Source organism: Pedobacter psychrodurus, assembly GCF_032678585.1.
In the GTDB taxonomy this organism is placed as follows: domain Bacteria; phylum Bacteroidota; class Bacteroidia; order Sphingobacteriales; family Sphingobacteriaceae; genus Pedobacter; species Pedobacter psychrodurus_A.
The window spans coordinates 128,222-144,875 of sequence record NZ_JAVTSN010000013.1; the positions used below are offsets into that span (position 1 = coordinate 128,222).

Consider the following 16,654-nt stretch of genomic DNA (forward strand, 5'->3'; position numbering starts at 1 on the left):
ATGAGAATGCATTTAGGTTATAAAAACCTAAAATTATCTGATACTTCTAATAATTGAAATTGTTTTACACCAGGGATAATGGTAGAAGTTTAGAAGGTAATTATTGCCGTGACGAACAGACTTTCAAGCTCTATAATTAATTTTCAAGATTTCTGTTTTAGATCAAAATTAGTGGGGGGTGGTAATTTCTACCACCTTTCTAGAACTTGACGTATTAGACATAGTTTCTTCTTTTTGTAACAAAAATTGGTTATAAAAATAAAGGTTTTTTTCTGAAACTAATGGAACTTAATATGGAAAAATTGAATGCAATCCTTGACGTCTTGCTGAAAATTTATGAAATTATGCAACTTATATATTCCAAGTCCTATGGCAACCTAACACTGCCCGAGGATCAAATGCTAACGCGGCTTGAAGTGATGGAGTATCTTGGGATAAGTGATAGTACTTACAAGAGAAAGGTCAGGAAAGGAATTTTAAAACCCAGCAAGCTTCCCGGTGGAGATAGATTCTACAAAAGTGAACTGCAAGAGGAATTCCTGGAAAGTAAAAGGAGGGGGCGGGTATAAGTAACTACGTATCAGTTGAGAAAGTTCTTAAGTTTGAGGCGAGATCTAGCTAGGTGGTAATCCTAGATTATTCGTCGTTAAGCAATTTTTCCAGTGCGCCCTTGAGTTCTGGCTCTTTATCAAATTCTCTTTTTACCAAAGCCAACAGGCCGGTAGAATAGTCAAGGTAATATGTTTCAAATTCCTGTAAGTTTTTAAAGCGATCAGTGAATCCATTCACGATGGAAAAAAGGTTTGAGTATAAAGGTTCACCCATTGAAACGAGTATTTTTGAGATATGATCGGTCGCCTGGATAAAATAAAGGGTCTGTCTATAATTTAAGGTTGCCTCACCGTTATAAAGCTGTTCGTTAAGTTCATCCTGCTTATCTAGAATTTCATAGGTGGTAACAACTACCACACCTTGTTTAGATCCGGAAATAATATTGGTGTTTTGCAGAATCTTAAGGGTGATATAGCCGTATTCCCAATCATCCCTTCCTTTTTCAAAACGTAGTCTGAATGTACCCATAACATTTAATTATAGATTAAATAATTTTCCCTTCGTATTAAAGTAGAAAAGCCATATTGTTATATAGTAACCTTCAGATGCAATATAAAAAAAATATAGATCAAATGCGCGCGTTTGTTAGCATCAAGCTTTGTCTTTTTCACTTTCCATCCATGGTTTTTATTAGCCTAATTCTTCCAGAATAATCAGTTTGAATAGATCCTTGGCATCCGTGAATAGCGGATCAAAATGAATATATCTGACATTCTAAAGAGCTAATTTTATTAGCTGTGGCTAAGGTTTGAAAAATTTATAAGCTTATGATATCAATCAATTTGTGCACTTAGCACTGCGATTTAAAAAGGTCCACTTACCGAATTCTTGATGATCTATTCCCAGTTTACCTCGGCCACAATGTTAATTACAGGTTATGGCACGACGGGGAAAAAGAACTTTTAGGTCACTTTAGGTTCATTTAGCGGCCAATTTAGGCCAATTCAGGTCAAAAATTTTATCACTCTAAATTACTGGATACGTTTGGTCAATGAAACGGAATAACCCGTTTTGCCACTAACGAAATAACTAGAGAGCAAATGCCCTGCTTAGTGAGATTCGTCAGAATCGATCAAGTTGAGCATTGCTTTTATGGAAGCTGTTTTTATAGCTGCTTTCGATATTAGTTCTATCTGCCGTTGGCAGATAGATAGGTGCATAGCATCGGTTCTTTGAAATTGTGGGATGAAGCATTTTTCCGTGAGGAACGGAAAATTCTTGCGAAGTTGAGATTGTATCAATAATACGAAAGCGCAGAGGCAGGCGACGGCCAGGTCCGTATGGACTTACGTGAGTAATCCCGGTATACCGTTTTTAAAAACTTTGTTTTTTGTTTTAGTTTTTAGTTTAGGTAGGAGGGGCCATCTGGCCCCTTTTTTTGTGTCTTGATTTTAAGAATCATTCGCTGGTCCCGGAATTTGGACGCCTCAAGTATGTTTGGGCTTCAAATTCATGCAATACGGATTTATGTTAAAGTAAGACCTATCAATCTAGGAAATGATGATGTCAAATCAGATCAGCTAAAGTTGTGCGCCATCTTAGTGGTCACCTAATACTGCTGGTTTGGTTTGCCATTAAAATCTTAGTTTTTTTATACCCGCAAGATGTCTTTTTGTCTGACAATAATCCTGTGGATTATTCCCACAAAAAGAATCTTGCCCCATAGCGGAGCTATTGGGGGCTGAGAAAACTCGCAACTCATTTTCTCTTTTAGATGATATCAGGATGGAAAGAAAGAACAAACAGGTTGGTCGGCCTTTTCTCAAAGACGGTAAGAGAAACAAAAGGTTGAGCGTGCGGTTTTCGGAGGAAGAATTTATCTTCATTTTATCCCTTGAAAAACTTCTTGGGCTAAAGAGGACTGATATAATCAGAAAACGAGTGCTTGAAGTTAACGTAGCCCTAATTTTTGACGGGCGTTCAGTTTTAGCCAGCATTGATCAGATAGGACTTGAACTTTCCAGAACCGGAAATAATATTAATCAGCTTGCCAGGTATGCAAATATATTAAACAAGCAGCGGGTGCTCTCCCCGGTAATTTTTACACGGTATAGTAAAGAACTTGATAAGCATTCTCTTCTTTTAAAAAATCTTAACCTGGAAATAAAAAAAATATTAAAGTTGATGGGGAGCTAAACTGATGTAAAGTTACCGGACTACTTCTATAACTCGTTAGCCTATTACCTAGTTATGCTGTTAGCAAGTTCAACAGTAGCTGTATAGCTATTTCGTCGCATACTTTGATCTCTGGTTATGACTGTAGCTCAAAAGCTTGCGATACTGCTAACAGGTTTCAACCAGAACGGCATAACTATGATGCCAGTTACAGTGATTTGTAGTAATTCTGTGATCTGGTGAGCAGGTTACCTAGTTCCTAAATTTTATGATCGTAAAGATACTTGGCTCTTCTGCTACTTTCGCCGGGGTAAGATATAACCATGAGAAGATGCGTTCCGGAAAGGGGGAACTTTTAAAGGTCAGAAATTTCGGAAGCCTAATGGGGCTGGACAAAATTGGTTCACAGGATTATATCAACTATCTCAAAGCTGTATCATCTGTTAACAAAAGGGTGAGTAAGCCCCAGTTTCATGCGGTAATCTCTGCTAAGGGCAAAACGGTTTCGAAAGAAGAACTTTTGGATACAGCAGGAAAGTGGCTTGCGGAAATGGGTTATGGACAGAATCCATATCTCATCATTTTTCACAATGATACAGAGAATAATCATGTTCACATTGTATCTACCCGAATTGATAAGTGTGGTAAAAAGATTTCCTCGGCGTTTGAGAAAATCCGTTCAGTACGAGCGCTATCCACCGTCTGCAAAAAACAAAAGTCCAATATTAAAAATTTAGAAAATTTTTTTCACTACCGACATTCTACCGTTGCCCAGATGAGGACATTACTTGAAAAAGTGGGGTTTGAAGTCCGGATAGAAAAAGATCTTTTCCAGATACTAAATTATGGGAAGAGCGTCCGTGAATTTAAGCTGGCAGATATTGAAAATAACTGTGATCAGTATTGTACTGATAAAAAAAGAGCACAACAATTAAAAGCTATTTTCAAAAAAGTACTTTCAGTGGATATACAGGGGAATTATGAAGTCTCGCAAACGGATGATCTCAGCTCAAAATTGGAGCTCCTTTCAAAAATGATGCGCAAGAGATCTGGAATTGAGCTGGAGTTTCATTCTAAAGATGCGAAGCATCCATACGGATATACCATAATTGATCATACCAACAGATCAGTAATGAAAGGATCTGAAGTAATGCCCATTAGGGAGATACTGAATGGCCTGTCTACGAATAATCAGATTCAATCTGAACCTGTCGAATATAGAATATCCTTTTCAGATCCCAGGATTGAGGTTGATTATATTCTTTCCGAGTTGGAGGGTGGAGGCTTAATAGAAGAGGCTGTAAGGGAGATTGAACTTAAAGATGATGTTGATGACGAGGCTATCCATGGTCGTAACCGTCAGCGGAAGGGCAAAGCCCGAACGAATACACGTTAAACTTAAAATATTATTTTATGCTGATTATTATTGGAAACCAAAAGGGTGGAGCGGGGAAAAGTACGCTCACTCTATTACTGGCTAACTTTCTAACGCTAGTTAAAAAGCGGAAGGTAACCGTTATCGATATGGACTACCAGCAGTCGCTGGCCCAAAAATATGAAAAGACCAAGGCTGCTGAAAACCCGGAAAACTATGAAATTATTGCGGCAGGTCTGGAACATTTTCCTTCTATGTACACAGTTCTCAGCAAAAGCAGAGAGCATATCGTAATTATCGATCTACCCGGGAAGCTTGATGATGATGGGCTGATCCCTGTATTCAGCGCCGCAGATCTGATCCTTTGTCCTTTTGCCTACGATGAGTTCAGTTTTGATTCAACTGTGTTGTTCTCCGTCGTGCTTAAGAAGATCAATCCAAGCGGACAACTGGTATTTATCCCGAATAGGATCAAGGGAAATGTAAGGTATGATACTGCCTCTGATGTAGAAACCCAGCTTTCCAAATTCGGAAAAATCACCCCGGTGATTTCTGACCGCGTAGATTTCCAACGGACGGACACGTTTCAGACACCGTTATCCCTTTACCCCGTCATTCTTCCGGTATTTGATCAGATCTATTCGGATCATATTGAAGAGACTGCATCCAAAATATAAAAAATAGCAGATATGAAAGTAGAGATAACAACAATGGCTGATGCGCTGAGAAAAACCATCAGCCCCCAGAATGTAAATCTATCAAATAAAGACCCTGTAATAAAAGCAAAAAAGCCCGATGTTGAGAAAAAAGCTACAAATAAAGAGACACTAATTATTGAGCTTATCCGGGAATTTGATTGTACCGGTAATACGCACATGTTACACCCAAGGCTAAACCGCCACACCGTGCAGTTGCTCAACCGGCTCAAGCTGGCCTCTGGTATTGATATGAACAAAGTGATAGCATTTGCGCTTCATAGACTCTTCGATCAGCATCCGGAAATTAAAAAGTTTATTAAAACATCGTTAGAAAATTTTGAACTATGACTTGGATACAATTTCTTTCCTGGCTATTATGCATCTATGCATTTTATTATTCCGGGCTTATCGCTTTCGATCTTTCGAGAAACAGGAAGCTGGCAGATACAGAGAACCGAAGTGAAACAACTGTCATAATTGATCTTCCTATTGCTGAAAAGGTATCGCTCAAGGAAATCGAAGATGAAGAAATCGATTATTTCCTAGGTGATGGAGAAATGGAAGAGCCTCCCATTGTTTTTTCTGGAGGGGTATCGATAAAGGAGCTTTTTGCCCTGGCGCGTTCCGAGTCTATCGAGTACACTTCTTCAGTATCCTTCTGATCATGAGATATATAGTTTTTTTGACCGTGGTCGTTTGCATATTGATTTTGACAAGGGCTATGGCGCAACCTGGTATTGCAGAGATGGGAGAGGCAAGGAGTTTCATCAGGGAGTCGTTTTTTTCCATGTCCGATCTATCCTACGTACTGGCTGCTCTTATTTCCATAATAGGCGCAGTACATGTTTACCATAAAATGCAGATGGGAAAGGATGTAAGTGCTGACATTCCTGCTTGGTTCTTTTCCGCACTCTTTATTATAGTAATCAATATTGTTCTGGTCCATGTTTTCGGACTCTGATCCACATTCTTGTAACCGCTAACGGCGGTTTTTTTATTTCCCAATAATTCACAATTAAAATCCAATCAAATGAGAAAGATCAAAAATCTAAGGTTCATCATTTTTCTGTACCTGTGCACAATCAATGGGTATGTTATGGCACAGAGTGGGGTTAACGGTTTGAATACTGCAACCAGCACGCTTAAGACCTATGTAGATCCGGCGACTAATATTGCCCTTGTGATCGGTGGACTGGTCGGTATTGTAGGTGGCATCCGCGTATATTCCAAGTGGAACAGCGGTGATCAGGACATTAACAAGGAGCTGATGGGTTGGGGAGGCTCCTGTCTCTTTCTAGTTCTATCCTCCCTTATCGTGAAGGCGTTTTTCGGGCTGTAACAATGGAAAGGCTTTTTCCGGTCTACAGGGGACTACAGCGGCCCTTGACCTACAAAGGTTTTAAGGGGCGTTTTATTTATTGGGGCGTAGGCATCCTATTACTCTCGTTAGTTATTGGTGCGCTAAGTATGGCACTTATCAATATGTATGTGGGGGCGGTAATTATGCTCACGCTAATCTTAGGTGGTTTTTTTTACATCGGTATCCAGCAGAAAAAGGGACTTCACAACAAAACCCGATCTATTGGGATCTATCTCCAGACCAACCATCTTTCAAAAATCAATCTTTATGGTAAGACAAAAAGAATTTAGGGTACCCTATTTAGGGATCGATATCGGTGCAGAGCTGGATATTTTATATGGACTCAACGGAGAATTTTCCGTGTTGATCGATATTACCAATCCAGTGCTCAGGTTTGGTGGAGACCCCCGGGCTTATGATAATTTTCATGAGATTTTCACCAATCTTGCCCGGGTGATCGGTGAAGGCCATGTCCTCCAGAAGCAGGATATTATTTATAGGGCCGAATATGAATATAAAGTTGCAAAAGAATATCTTCAGGACAGTTACAACCGGCACTTTGAAGGAAGGCCATATGTCAAGCTCCAAACGGTGCTCACCATTACCAGACAGGTAAAAAAAGGGGCATTGTTTGTACACGATAAAAAATCGCTTGCTGAGTTTAAGGTAACTGTTGCCAAGGTTATCGGTATGCTTGACAGTTCCGGTATGGTGCCGAGGGCAATGAGGGAAAGAGAGATCAATATGTTTATCATGAAGATCATGGCGATGCAGTTCGGGGAAGAAAGTATTTCGCTGGACAATTATAATCCTACGGATACCGAAGTAAATATCGGAACGCGTTCTTTCCGCTGTGTACCGCTGATCAATATCGACCAGGTTGATCTGCCTGCGATGCTTCCGACATTTGGAAAGCTATCGGATAAAGAAAGCTTAAAGGGATTTCCAACGGATATCCTTTCTTTTCTTTTTAAAGTGCCAAACTGCTCCAATATTCTTTATAACCAGGTCTTCGAAATCCCTTCGCAGACTACAACTGTCCGGCAGATGGAGCTTAAGCGGAAACGGCACAGCGGAATACCAGACCCTGCGAATAATCTTTGCGTAGAAGATATTTCTTTATTGCTGGACGAGGTTGCAAGGGATGGCAGGTTAATCATCAACGCACATTTTAATATTATTGTATGTGCAGAAAAAACACTGCTCAACAGGGCTTATAACTATATCGAAAGCGCGCTGTTCCGGGCCGGGATTATCCCTAGCAGGAATGCATATAACCAGCTTGAGCTGTTCAGGACGGCGCTCCCTGGCAATGCTGCTGAACTCCGGAAGTATGACTGGTTTCTAACCACTGCTGAAGCAGCGATATGTCTTTTTTTGAAGGAAAGCCTACCCAGGGACGAGAAGTCAGGATTTCTGGTCCGTTTTACTGACAGGTCTGGAATCCCGATCGCTATTGATCTTGCGGATCTGCCGATGTCTTCCGGAAGGATCACAAACCGGAATAAATTCGTTCTTGGTCCGTCTGGTACAGGTAAGTCCTTTTTCATGAATTCCCTGATGGAACAGTATCTGTTATATAATATGGATACCGTGGTCATTGATACAGGTCACTCATATTCAGGGCTGTGCCATTATGCCGGTGGCAGGTATATCACCTATAGCGATGATAGTCCAATTACGATGAATCCTTTTGCTATTAGTGAGGAAGAATATAACATCGAAAAGAAGGAATTTATCCTAGTACTGATCCTAGTCTGTTTAAAGGGGCCTGAGGGGGATGCCAGCCAGCTGGAAAGGGATGTGATTTCTGAAGTGATTACTTCCTATTATGCCAAATGGTTTTCGATGGGAGAATCTTCAGGGATCAAAAAGCTCAACTTTGATTCTTTCTATGCTTATGCAATTGAAAAGATCCCGCTGATTATGAAAGAGAATACCGTGCCTTTTGATTTTGAGGCTTTCCGGTTCATCCTGCGAAAGTTCTGCAGTGGTGGCGAATTTGGTACTATACTCAACGAGGATGCGGATAAATCCCTCCTCAAGGAGCGTTTGATTGTCTTCGAAATTGACAGCATTAAGGAAAATGCCTTACTTTTTGCAATTGTCACGCTCAATATAATGGACATTTTCATCCAGAAAATGCGTTACCGGAATTTTCAGCGGAAATCATTGGTCATCGAAGAAGCTTGGAAAGCCATTTCATCACCCCTAATGGTAGGCTTTCTGGTCTATGTAGATAAAACGGTCAGAAAATTTTGGGGGGAACTGATATTGGTTACCCAAGATCTTGCCGATGTTGTAGGTAATGCAATAGTAAAAGATACGATTGTAAGCAGTTCTGATACCGTAATTCTGCTAGACCAAGCCAAATTTCGGGACAATTATGATGAAATTGCAGCAATGCTCTCTATTTCTAAAAGTGAAAGGAACAAGATTTTTAGTGTCAATCAACTGGACAACCGTGAAGGCCGAAGCCCCTTCAAGGAAGTGTATATCAGAAGGGGCGACATTGGAGAGGTTTATGGTGTAGAGGCTTCGCTTCCCCAATACCTGACCTATACCACCGAGAAACCTGAAAAACTAGCGGTGGAAAACTATCTAGCAAGGTTCGGTTCCTATCCTGATGCGCTCGAAGCCTTTATTGGTGATTTTAAAGGTTCCGGACTTTCCCTTGGTGATTTCGTTAAACGGGTCAACTCGGGTGCGTCTGGATTATTAACAAACGCTTAAACAACTTAAAATCATGAAAGTATTTCTAATTATTTTTTGTGCTTTGTTATGCGGTAGCATAAATGCACAGACTCTTTATGTTGATCCGGTTACTTCCGCGGCCATTGCAGGCCATTCAGGCGTAATAAATAGGCAGCTCGACCGTACAAATGATAATCTGAGCCTCATTTCCAGGGGACAGCTGTTGGTAACAGGTCAATTGGTTGTAGTCAATGATATGCAGGACAGGATTTACAGGGGATTGACCGAGGTATCTACAATACTTAACAACCTAATGTCGGTAAAGGAGATTACAGATATTGGACTCGATATCGTTACCGATGTAGAGAAAGCCATGGAACTTGGAAAGTCCAATCCCATATTATTACTCTTTGCCGAGCAAAATGCGCGCGAGTTCAGAACCAGGGCAGTAAGGCTAAGTTCGGAAGTTGGTGCATTTGTGCTCAAAGGTGGCCGTGATAACCTAATGGATGCTGGTGAACGTTCCAAATTGCTAAACCATATTGCATCAGAGATGCGTATTCTTAGGGGCACCTCTTATGGAATGCACCGGGCAATGTATTGGGCAAAGATGAGGGGGATTTTTGCTTCCCTAAACCCGTGGTCTGACTGGGTCAATATGGATGTCCGGATTGCCAATAGTGTTCTGTCGACTGCTAAATACCTGAAAAGATGAGGGCGCTGATTCTATCATTAGCTTCTTTTTTCTGTATACAGATTAGCGAAGCTCAACAAAAAGCACTTAATATTCCCGCAATCCATCAGCTGGTTTCTGATTCCAAAAATGAGCATGAGCGGCAGTCAACGGCAAGGGATAGGCAGGCGGTAAACAGTATTAACGAAGAAGCTAATAGAACGCTTTTAGCGCGGTTCAAAAATAGATACCGGGAATTACAATCACATTTTAATTCCATCGGTACTGCCATTGATCTGCTTGACATCGGAACCCGTGCGGCACCCATGGTCAGTCAGATTGCAAAGGATCAGTATAGTTTATATGAACTGGCTGGAAAAACGCCTGAACTTTTACCATTCGTGCTCCAGACAGAAATTGATCTGCTCGAAAAATCGAGAAATCTGCTTTATTATTTAGCAGGGCTTACGGCCAGTCTTGGTGCAGTAAATCAAATGAAGTCATCGGACAGGAGAATCCTCTTTGACCATATAATTTCGGAACTCTCAAATTTAAGAAATCTGGCAGTCGGACTGGTCCAAACTTTTAATTATGGAAATATATTCGCTTCAATTCGTAAAGCTAATCCCTTTTCTGGTTACGTCGAAATGGATAGGGCAATTGTTAAGGATATTCTCCAAAACGCTAAATACCTCAAAAAATGAAACGAATATTTTATATAGTGCTTTTTGGCCTGAGTTCATTTAGGCTCTCAGCGCAGCGGATAGTTATCGATACACGGCATCTTGCAACAGTAAGCGAAAACGCTGTGGCCAGAAATGCCGCTGAAGTCAGCCATAATGAACTGCTGAACAAGATCAATAAATCCCTGGACAACATTAATACCAATAGTTCAAGCATTGTAATTGCACAGAGCATGATCTATTCTTCTCTTTCCAACGTAAATTCTGCATTGAAAAATGGACTGGCCTTAAGGGATATGTATTCAGTGTGTGAGGAGATCATTGGCTATGGCAGGGAAATGAGTAAGCTAGCCGTAAACGAACCTTATCTTGTACTGTTCAGTGAGCAGATCATCAAAGATGTAGGAACACGCAGTGCCAAAATGATGACAGAAGTTTCAGACTTTGTGCTCAAGGAAGATCAAAATATTCTGATGGATTACAATAGCAGGGATAATCTGCTTACGGGTATCCGAAGCGATCTACAGATTATTCGCGGCTTGGCATACGGTGCATGGAAAGCAATGTACTGGGCAAAGGTTAAGGGAGTGATGAGTATGCTCAATCCATTTCAAGGTTACATTAACCGCGACCGGCAGATTGTAGCCGATATCATCTCAAAGACCAAATATCTCAAAAAATAACACTTAGATATAATGAAGAAGTTATTGGTTTTAACATTGCTGTTGTGTGAAAACATGATAGCATATTCACAGAAACAGATCAAGGATGAAAGTATCGTTAACCAGCAGGAACGTATGGTCTTTAAGCAGTGGGATAGAAAAAAGTTTACACCCACATCTGGTTTTTTAGGGCTAAATCCTTATTACTGGCTAACCTGGGGGTTACATCCCAACTATCCCAAAACGGATCTCAGGCCATTAGGCCCATTTGGGCCACAGACCCAGCGGTTGGGAGCCGTGACCGGTATGCAAGGGATCGATAAAAAATATGAGCTTCATTCTGATACCCTTGCCCAAACTGCCCTATTACAGATTGCGGGGATGTCGGGAATCCTTTCCACAACCGATCCTCTGTGGATACTCTATTATTCCAGGCAGCTGAAAGGGGTAACTGACTTCGATCCAAAAGAACTTTTAGGTAGGGTTCCTCCAAATGCCAGAGAAAAGATCATTGCCAGCGGAAGCCTCAACTGGTATAGCAGGGAGATCGGTATCCTTGCTGAAAGACTGGAAGCGGCACGATCGACAACGCTCGAAAGGGGCGCTAGGATCTTATCTTATCACCGATTGCTCAGTGAATTCCGCAAACTATCGGCGCTCTGGACCGATAAAGTAATTGCCACTGCCCGGGAACCTGCAAAAGTTAAAGTAAGACAGGATCTTATCGGGCAAGATGTAAAGATAGAAAACTGGACACCGGAATCCGATATCAGGATTGCGCGGGAGATCCTTCAGAAAAGAAAGTACTAAATCAAAGGAAAATGAAAAAGATTTTATTGTTTGGAGTGGTCATGATGTTGGCCACTGGTTTTGCAATGGGACAAACTACCGACTACCGCAGATCCTTTGAGTTTCTGCAGGGTAACGGAGTGTATGAAGAAGGAGTGATGGTTATACTCAGAGGGCTTAAGGAATCTATATGGACACATTTCGATATGTTCATTGCCGATGCAAAAGCACTAGCGGCGATATTCATGATCATTTTTTTTGCAATCAAATCTTATGAGATGATCGCTGGAGATAAAAAACTGGAGATTATGCCCTTATTGCGGCCCTTCGGACTGGTGATGATCATACTCTGGTGGGGGGCGTTTGTCAAAATGGTCGCTTTCCCAACTGATCTGGTAGCTGCGAGAACCGAAACTATGTTCAACAGTGAGCAGGCAGAGGTAAACACGCTTAGACTCATTCGGGCCGATTATATGCAGAAGGTTGCCAATTCCCTCTATAGTTTTCAGGCTGAGACAGAAATGGCAGAAAAAGAATCCGATACTTGGATGGGGAGGGCTTGGGATTCCGTGACCAGTACGGTCAAGGAAGGGATGTCGACAGTGGTCAGTCCGGTAATAGAACTGAAAAACCGCTTAAAAATTGGTATGCAGTTGCTGCTTACCCAATTGCTTGAACTGTTAGGGATATGGATACTACGGCTGGCAACCTATGTGATCTTTATGATCCAGATTATTTATTCCACCATTCTTATTATTCTTGGACCATTTGCAGTTGCAGTAAGCATACTTCCCGCTTTTCGGGATTCTTTGAGTACCTGGATCGCTCGTTTCGTGTCTGTTAACCTTTATTTGGGAATTGCATATCTGATTATGTATCTGGTAGCGTTGCTGCAAAAATACGCTATGACCTCTGAGATCAGCAGGTATAAGGAGCTGATCGGAGAAAACGGAGATGCCGCCAATTTAGAAAAAATGGCCTGGTTTGCAGGGAATGGGATTCTATCCTTTGGTACCGTGATCTTAAGTTTTCTGATCGGTGCCATCTGTATGTTTACTGTCCCTAGTATCTCCACCTGGATTATCTCGACATCTGGTATCAGTTCAGCCGCATCAAATTTTGGCCGTGGTTCACAGACCGTTGTCGGTATTGCTAAAAAAGCCACTGGCAAATTCTTTTAAATCTAAATCCACCAACTATGATCATTAAAAATATCGAATCTAAGATCCGGCTGGCAACATTTGTATCTATAGGAAGTCTGGCCTGTGCTTTTCTGATCTGTATTTCCATTGCTTTTTTCGCTTATAAACAGATTGAAGTCGCAAGAAAGAGTATTTACATCTTTGAAAATAATGTACCAGTATTGGCCAGGCAGACTGATGAACAACTGATCAGGCCGGCAATCTATAGGGGACATGTAGAGCTTTTTCATTCACTGTTCTTTTCTCTAACACCAGATGATCGTTATATCGATTACCAGATGAAAAAGGCCATGTATCTAATTGATGAATCGGGAATGCAACAGTACCTAAACCTCAAGGAAAAAGGTTATTTCAGCTCTATACTTTCCAGTAGTTCAGTACTCACTTTACAGACTGATTCTATTTTTATAGATGTCAAAAAGAAATTTTTCCGCTACTATGGGAAGCAGCGTATTGAGCGCAGAAGCTCAATTGTTACCAGATCGCTAATTACCGAAGGGTATCTACGGGACATTCCGAAAAGCGACAATAATCTATATGGAGTGCTTATCCTTTCCTGGAAAACGCTTGAAAATAAAGATGTAGAAAATGTTCAGAAAAATCCGATCTAACAGAGACCCCGGCATAACGGTTTCTGCCGAACTCTATCAAGAATTCAGGCCATACCTGACACTAATCCGCAGAAAAACGGTGCGTTTTTTACGGGCACACCCCAGGCTGGTATTTACTCTGATGGTTGCCCTGATTATCTTTTCATTGCTGTTTTCCTTTGGCCTTTTCAGTTCTGACAATAAGTTGGATGCAAAAGCTAATAATCTCCACAGCCAGCATGGGAGTGGAAAAAATCCGCAGTCTATTGACGACGGATTGTCAAAGATCAGTAGTACGGGTGCAAAACTGAGAAAAACGGTAGAGATCAAAAAACAGGTCGATTCAGTATTGGAGAGGGCTGAGCTGAACAATATGGATACGCTTTTTTTGGAAGCTAAACTAGAGGAGCTAAAGAGGCTTCGTTAATCACAATGTTATGAAAATAAATTTTAAAAAACCACGGTATATAATCCCATTGATTTCCATCCCCTTCTTATGCCTTTTCTTTTATGTATACCAACAGAGTGCATCTAAAAAACAGTCGGGCAACCTGAAGGAGGATATGAATGGTAATCTCACTGAAATATCAGACCAGGTCCGCGAACGGGGCTTATCCGATAAATTAGAGGCTTATAAGAACAGTTACAAAGAGGCAGATGGTTATTCAGCGATTAAAACAGTTAGTGAAGAGCAATTGCCACAGGCAACGATGGCCAGTTCATATTCTGATCGGGAAAAGCAAAAACTTGATTCAATCGAAGAATCGATCAAAAGACAAGCTTACATGCCCAGGCAACTGGAAAATAAATCATATCCTGTTTATTCTGCAGGTAGGTCAGAATATAGTGTTGGTGGCAAGCCTGAGGATCAGGCAGTAGCACAGGCATTGGCAAGTCTGGCGGAGGCCAGGAGTAGGGAGAAACCATCGCCGAATAATATATCAAAGGAAACAGATCCTATGGATCTTTTCAAAAAACAGATGGCTTATGTGGACAGCCTTCAGAAAGTGAATGATCCTGACCATATTGCCCGGCAAAAAGAGAAAATGATAGCAGTGGCCGGATCGGCTAAAGAAGAAAGAACTCTTCAGGTTTCGAAGATTTCTGCACCTACAACCGAATTCAACACGTTAACAGCTTTCGAAAACCGGCCAATGATCACTGCGATCATCGATGAGGATATAACTGGTTATTCCGGTTCACGGATAAGGCTCAGGTTACTTGACCAGGTTTATGCAGGAAAATCACTTTTACCAAAAGGTACTGATCTATATGCCAGGATCAGCGGTTTCTCTGAACAACGTGTGCAGTTAGAGATCAGTTCTGTGATCTGCTCGGGAAAGATCTTGCCGATAAAACTATTGGTTTATGATACGGATGGTTTACCTGGTCTATATGTTCCTGCATCAGCTTTCAGGGAGTTTTCCAAAGGCCTGGGCTCAAGCCCTGTTCAGGGATTTAACACCATGGGCAGTTCCCAGAATCAAAATGAATTCGTAATGAGTACAGTGGATAAACTGTTCCAGTCTACTTCATCGGCTATTGCCAATCTGGTTAGAAAAAACAGAGCCAAATTAAAATTCAATAATCAGGTATTCCTTGTCGATCCACATGATCTGCAAGAAAAAAATTAAAAAGACATGAAAAACAATATTCTAACTATTGTCCTGTTATTCTTGATGGCAGGGACGCTTTCTGCCCAATCTATGGGCAATACAATTGGAGCATCCATTGAGGTCCCAAAAATTTATATCAAACGAACATTAACGCTACATTTTCTTGCTCCGGAAAAAATAACATATGTGGATATTCCAAAGGGGCTCGTTGGTGATCTTCCTGATAAGAACCTGCTAAGAATTAAGATGCTAGATTCAACCAAGTTTAAAGATGGTTATATGGGTGTCCTAACTATCATGGGAGAAAAAAGGATCAAACAGTATGCAATCATCTTTGATGATCGGCCGGAAACGGCTTTCAGTTCTTTGATTGATATCTCCTTTGGCGAGATGAGGGCAGTTGAAGCGAAAAGTTCAATAATCTCTAGTGCCGAACTTGACAGTATTTCCAAAAAAATGTTCGAGCACAAGCCATTCGATGCGGAAGTAAGAGAAAAGAAAAATGGAATCAGGGCAATACTGAATGGCATCACCACTGTTGGACAGTACCTGCTTTTGGATATTAGCTTTGATAATGCGACGAAAATTCCATACGAGATTGATGTGTTAAGGATGCACATTGAAGACCGAAAACAGCACAAGGCAACAACTGTTCAGTCATTGGATGTTGTTCCGATATCCAGCTTTAGAGATATTCCAATCTTTGAAAAAAGCTACCGGAATATATTTGTCTTGCGCAAATTGACCTTCCCGGATCATAAAATACTTAATATTGAATTATCAGAAAAACAGATCTCGGGTCGATCTATTGCCTTTAATATCCGCTATTCCGACATTCTAAAGGCAAAGAAGATCAGCAGGTAAAAAACGGAGTATGGAAGAGTCGAAGGAAATTCAGAAACTACATGGTTTCCTGCAGTGTCTGATCTATTTTGCAATTGCGTTAGAGATAAGCGTTTTCGTATATCTGGGCGCCCCATTTTGGGGGATATTCAATATGGGTTTAGAGAAGGTGAAATCAATCATTATATACAAAGAACTGATTTACAGCAAACTTTCTGTACTGTCATTGATCTGTCTGGTCAGTATTGGTACGCTATCCAAAAAAGAGTTAGATTTTGATCCTAAAACAAAAGTTGTTTATCCTTTAACCTTGGGACTCCTTTTTTATTTTGGCAGCATATTTTTTTATGGAAGACCTAGCAGCTTAGTATTTTCATATACTACGGTAACCAACCTGACCTATATGTTTCTGTCGTTGATTGGGGCGGTAATGATCAGTGTGTCGATGGATAATATCTCAAAAATCATTAGATCGGGACTTGGTAAGGATAAATGGAATGTTGAAGCTGAAAGTTTCATGCAACAGACCAAAAAGATTGAGAATCCTTACTCGGTAAATATACCGATGCTTTTCTATTACAAAGGAAAAGTAAGAAAGGGGTGGCTAAATCTGGTGAACGTTTTTCGTGCAACGATTTTGATCGGGACACCTGGGTCAGGAAAATCCTTTTCGGTTGTAAACCCTTTTATCAGGCAGCTGATTGCCAAGTCGTTTACGGTCTGTTTATACGATTTTAAGTTT

At 40.9% G+C, this 16,654-nt stretch carries 21 protein-coding genes; 20 read left to right on the forward strand and 1 reads right to left on the reverse strand.

Translation table 11 applies throughout. The annotated features are described in order from the left end of the window. The first annotated feature begins 293 nt into the window (after positions 1–293). The gene (locus R2S57_RS10940) at positions 294–569 is read left to right on the forward strand and encodes a helix-turn-helix transcriptional regulator (RefSeq protein ID WP_090985930.1); all 276 of its coding nucleotides are present in this window, start codon (positions 294–296) and stop codon (positions 567–569) included. A 67-nt stretch (positions 570–636) separates the two neighbouring features. Here the strand turns inward: R2S57_RS10940 and R2S57_RS10945 are convergent, their stop codons facing one another. Beyond that, positions 637–1,080, reverse strand: a complete 444-nt coding sequence (locus R2S57_RS10945; protein ID WP_090985798.1) for a hypothetical protein — start codon at positions 1,078–1,080, stop codon at positions 637–639. A gap of 1,257 nt (positions 1,081–2,337) precedes the next feature. Between R2S57_RS10945 and R2S57_RS10950 the strand changes: the two genes are divergently transcribed. From R2S57_RS10950 to R2S57_RS11040, 19 genes are all read left to right on the forward strand, one after another. After that, complete coding sequence (locus R2S57_RS10950) at positions 2,338–2,748, forward strand: plasmid mobilization protein (RefSeq protein ID WP_316845006.1); 411 nt, start codon at positions 2,338–2,340, stop codon at positions 2,746–2,748. Positions 2,749–2,995: 247 nt separating this feature from the next. Then, on the forward strand, positions 2,996–4,123 hold the full coding sequence (locus R2S57_RS10955; protein ID WP_090985794.1) for a relaxase/mobilization nuclease domain-containing protein: 1,128 nt from the start codon (positions 2,996–2,998) through the stop codon (positions 4,121–4,123). A gap of 17 nt (positions 4,124–4,140) precedes the next feature. After that, positions 4,141–4,779 (forward strand): ParA family protein, encoded by a 639-nt coding sequence (locus tag R2S57_RS10960; RefSeq protein ID WP_090985791.1) that lies wholly within the window; start codon positions 4,141–4,143, stop codon positions 4,777–4,779. 12 nt (positions 4,780–4,791) lie between these two features. Then, positions 4,792–5,148, forward strand: a complete 357-nt coding sequence (locus tag R2S57_RS10965) for a hypothetical protein (protein WP_090985789.1) — start codon at positions 4,792–4,794, stop codon at positions 5,146–5,148. Then, positions 5,145–5,462: a hypothetical protein gene (locus R2S57_RS10970; protein WP_090985787.1), complete on the forward strand. Its 318-nt coding sequence runs from the start codon at positions 5,145–5,147 to the stop codon at positions 5,460–5,462. Before R2S57_RS10965 ends, R2S57_RS10970 begins: the two co-directional genes overlap by 4 nt. Before the next feature lie 2 nt (positions 5,463–5,464). After that, positions 5,465–5,761, forward strand: coding sequence for a DUF4134 family protein (locus tag R2S57_RS10975; RefSeq protein WP_090985785.1), 297 nt, complete (start codon positions 5,465–5,467; stop codon positions 5,759–5,761). Between the two features lie 69 nt (positions 5,762–5,830). Further along, entirely contained in the window at positions 5,831–6,139 is a 309-nt protein-coding gene (locus R2S57_RS10980; protein ID WP_090985783.1) for a DUF4134 domain-containing protein, read from the forward strand. A gap of 2 nt (positions 6,140–6,141) precedes the next feature. Beyond that, positions 6,142–6,450, forward strand: a complete 309-nt coding sequence (locus R2S57_RS10985) for a plasmid transfer protein (RefSeq protein WP_090985781.1) — start codon at positions 6,142–6,144, stop codon at positions 6,448–6,450. Then, positions 6,428–8,893, forward strand: coding sequence for a TraG family conjugative transposon ATPase (locus tag R2S57_RS10990; protein WP_090985779.1), 2,466 nt, complete (start codon positions 6,428–6,430; stop codon positions 8,891–8,893). The genes R2S57_RS10985 and R2S57_RS10990 overlap by 23 nt, the downstream gene beginning before the upstream one ends. Positions 8,894–8,906: 13 nt before the next feature. After that, positions 8,907–9,569 carry a hypothetical protein gene (locus R2S57_RS10995; protein WP_090985777.1) on the forward strand — a complete coding sequence of 221 codons (663 nt, stop codon included), beginning with the start codon at positions 8,907–8,909 and terminating at the stop codon, positions 9,567–9,569. Beyond that, on the forward strand, positions 9,566–10,231 hold the full coding sequence (locus R2S57_RS11000) for a hypothetical protein (protein WP_090985775.1): 666 nt from the start codon (positions 9,566–9,568) through the stop codon (positions 10,229–10,231). Before R2S57_RS10995 ends, R2S57_RS11000 begins: the two co-directional genes overlap by 4 nt. Next, complete coding sequence (locus R2S57_RS11005; RefSeq protein WP_090985773.1) at positions 10,228–10,893, forward strand: hypothetical protein; 666 nt, start codon at positions 10,228–10,230, stop codon at positions 10,891–10,893. Before R2S57_RS11000 ends, R2S57_RS11005 begins: the two co-directional genes overlap by 4 nt. A 54-nt stretch (positions 10,894–10,947) precedes the next feature. After that, positions 10,948–11,682, forward strand: a complete 735-nt coding sequence (locus R2S57_RS11010) for a hypothetical protein (RefSeq protein WP_090985771.1) — start codon at positions 10,948–10,950, stop codon at positions 11,680–11,682. A gap of 11 nt (positions 11,683–11,693) precedes the next feature. Then, positions 11,694–12,842, forward strand: coding sequence for a plasmid transfer protein (locus R2S57_RS11015; protein WP_090985769.1), 1,149 nt, complete (start codon positions 11,694–11,696; stop codon positions 12,840–12,842). 17 nt (positions 12,843–12,859) lie between these two features. Then, positions 12,860–13,474 carry a conjugative transposon protein TraK gene (traK, locus tag R2S57_RS11020; RefSeq protein ID WP_090985768.1) on the forward strand — a complete coding sequence of 205 codons (615 nt, stop codon included), beginning with the start codon at positions 12,860–12,862 and terminating at the stop codon, positions 13,472–13,474. Continuing rightward, positions 13,452–13,880 (forward strand): hypothetical protein, encoded by a 429-nt coding sequence (locus tag R2S57_RS11025; protein ID WP_090985766.1) that lies wholly within the window; start codon positions 13,452–13,454, stop codon positions 13,878–13,880. Before traK ends, R2S57_RS11025 begins: the two co-directional genes overlap by 23 nt. 10 nt (positions 13,881–13,890) lie before the next feature. Next, on the forward strand, positions 13,891–15,087 hold the full coding sequence (traM, locus tag R2S57_RS11030) for a conjugative transposon protein TraM (protein ID WP_316845007.1): 1,197 nt from the start codon (positions 13,891–13,893) through the stop codon (positions 15,085–15,087). Between the two features lie 6 nt (positions 15,088–15,093). After that, positions 15,094–15,933, forward strand: coding sequence for a conjugative transposon protein TraN (gene traN, locus R2S57_RS11035; RefSeq protein WP_090985762.1), 840 nt, complete (start codon positions 15,094–15,096; stop codon positions 15,931–15,933). A 10-nt stretch (positions 15,934–15,943) separates the two neighbouring features. Further along, a partial coding sequence (locus R2S57_RS11040; RefSeq protein WP_316845008.1) for a YWFCY domain-containing protein occupies positions 15,944–16,654 on the forward strand: 711 nt, incomplete at its 3' end.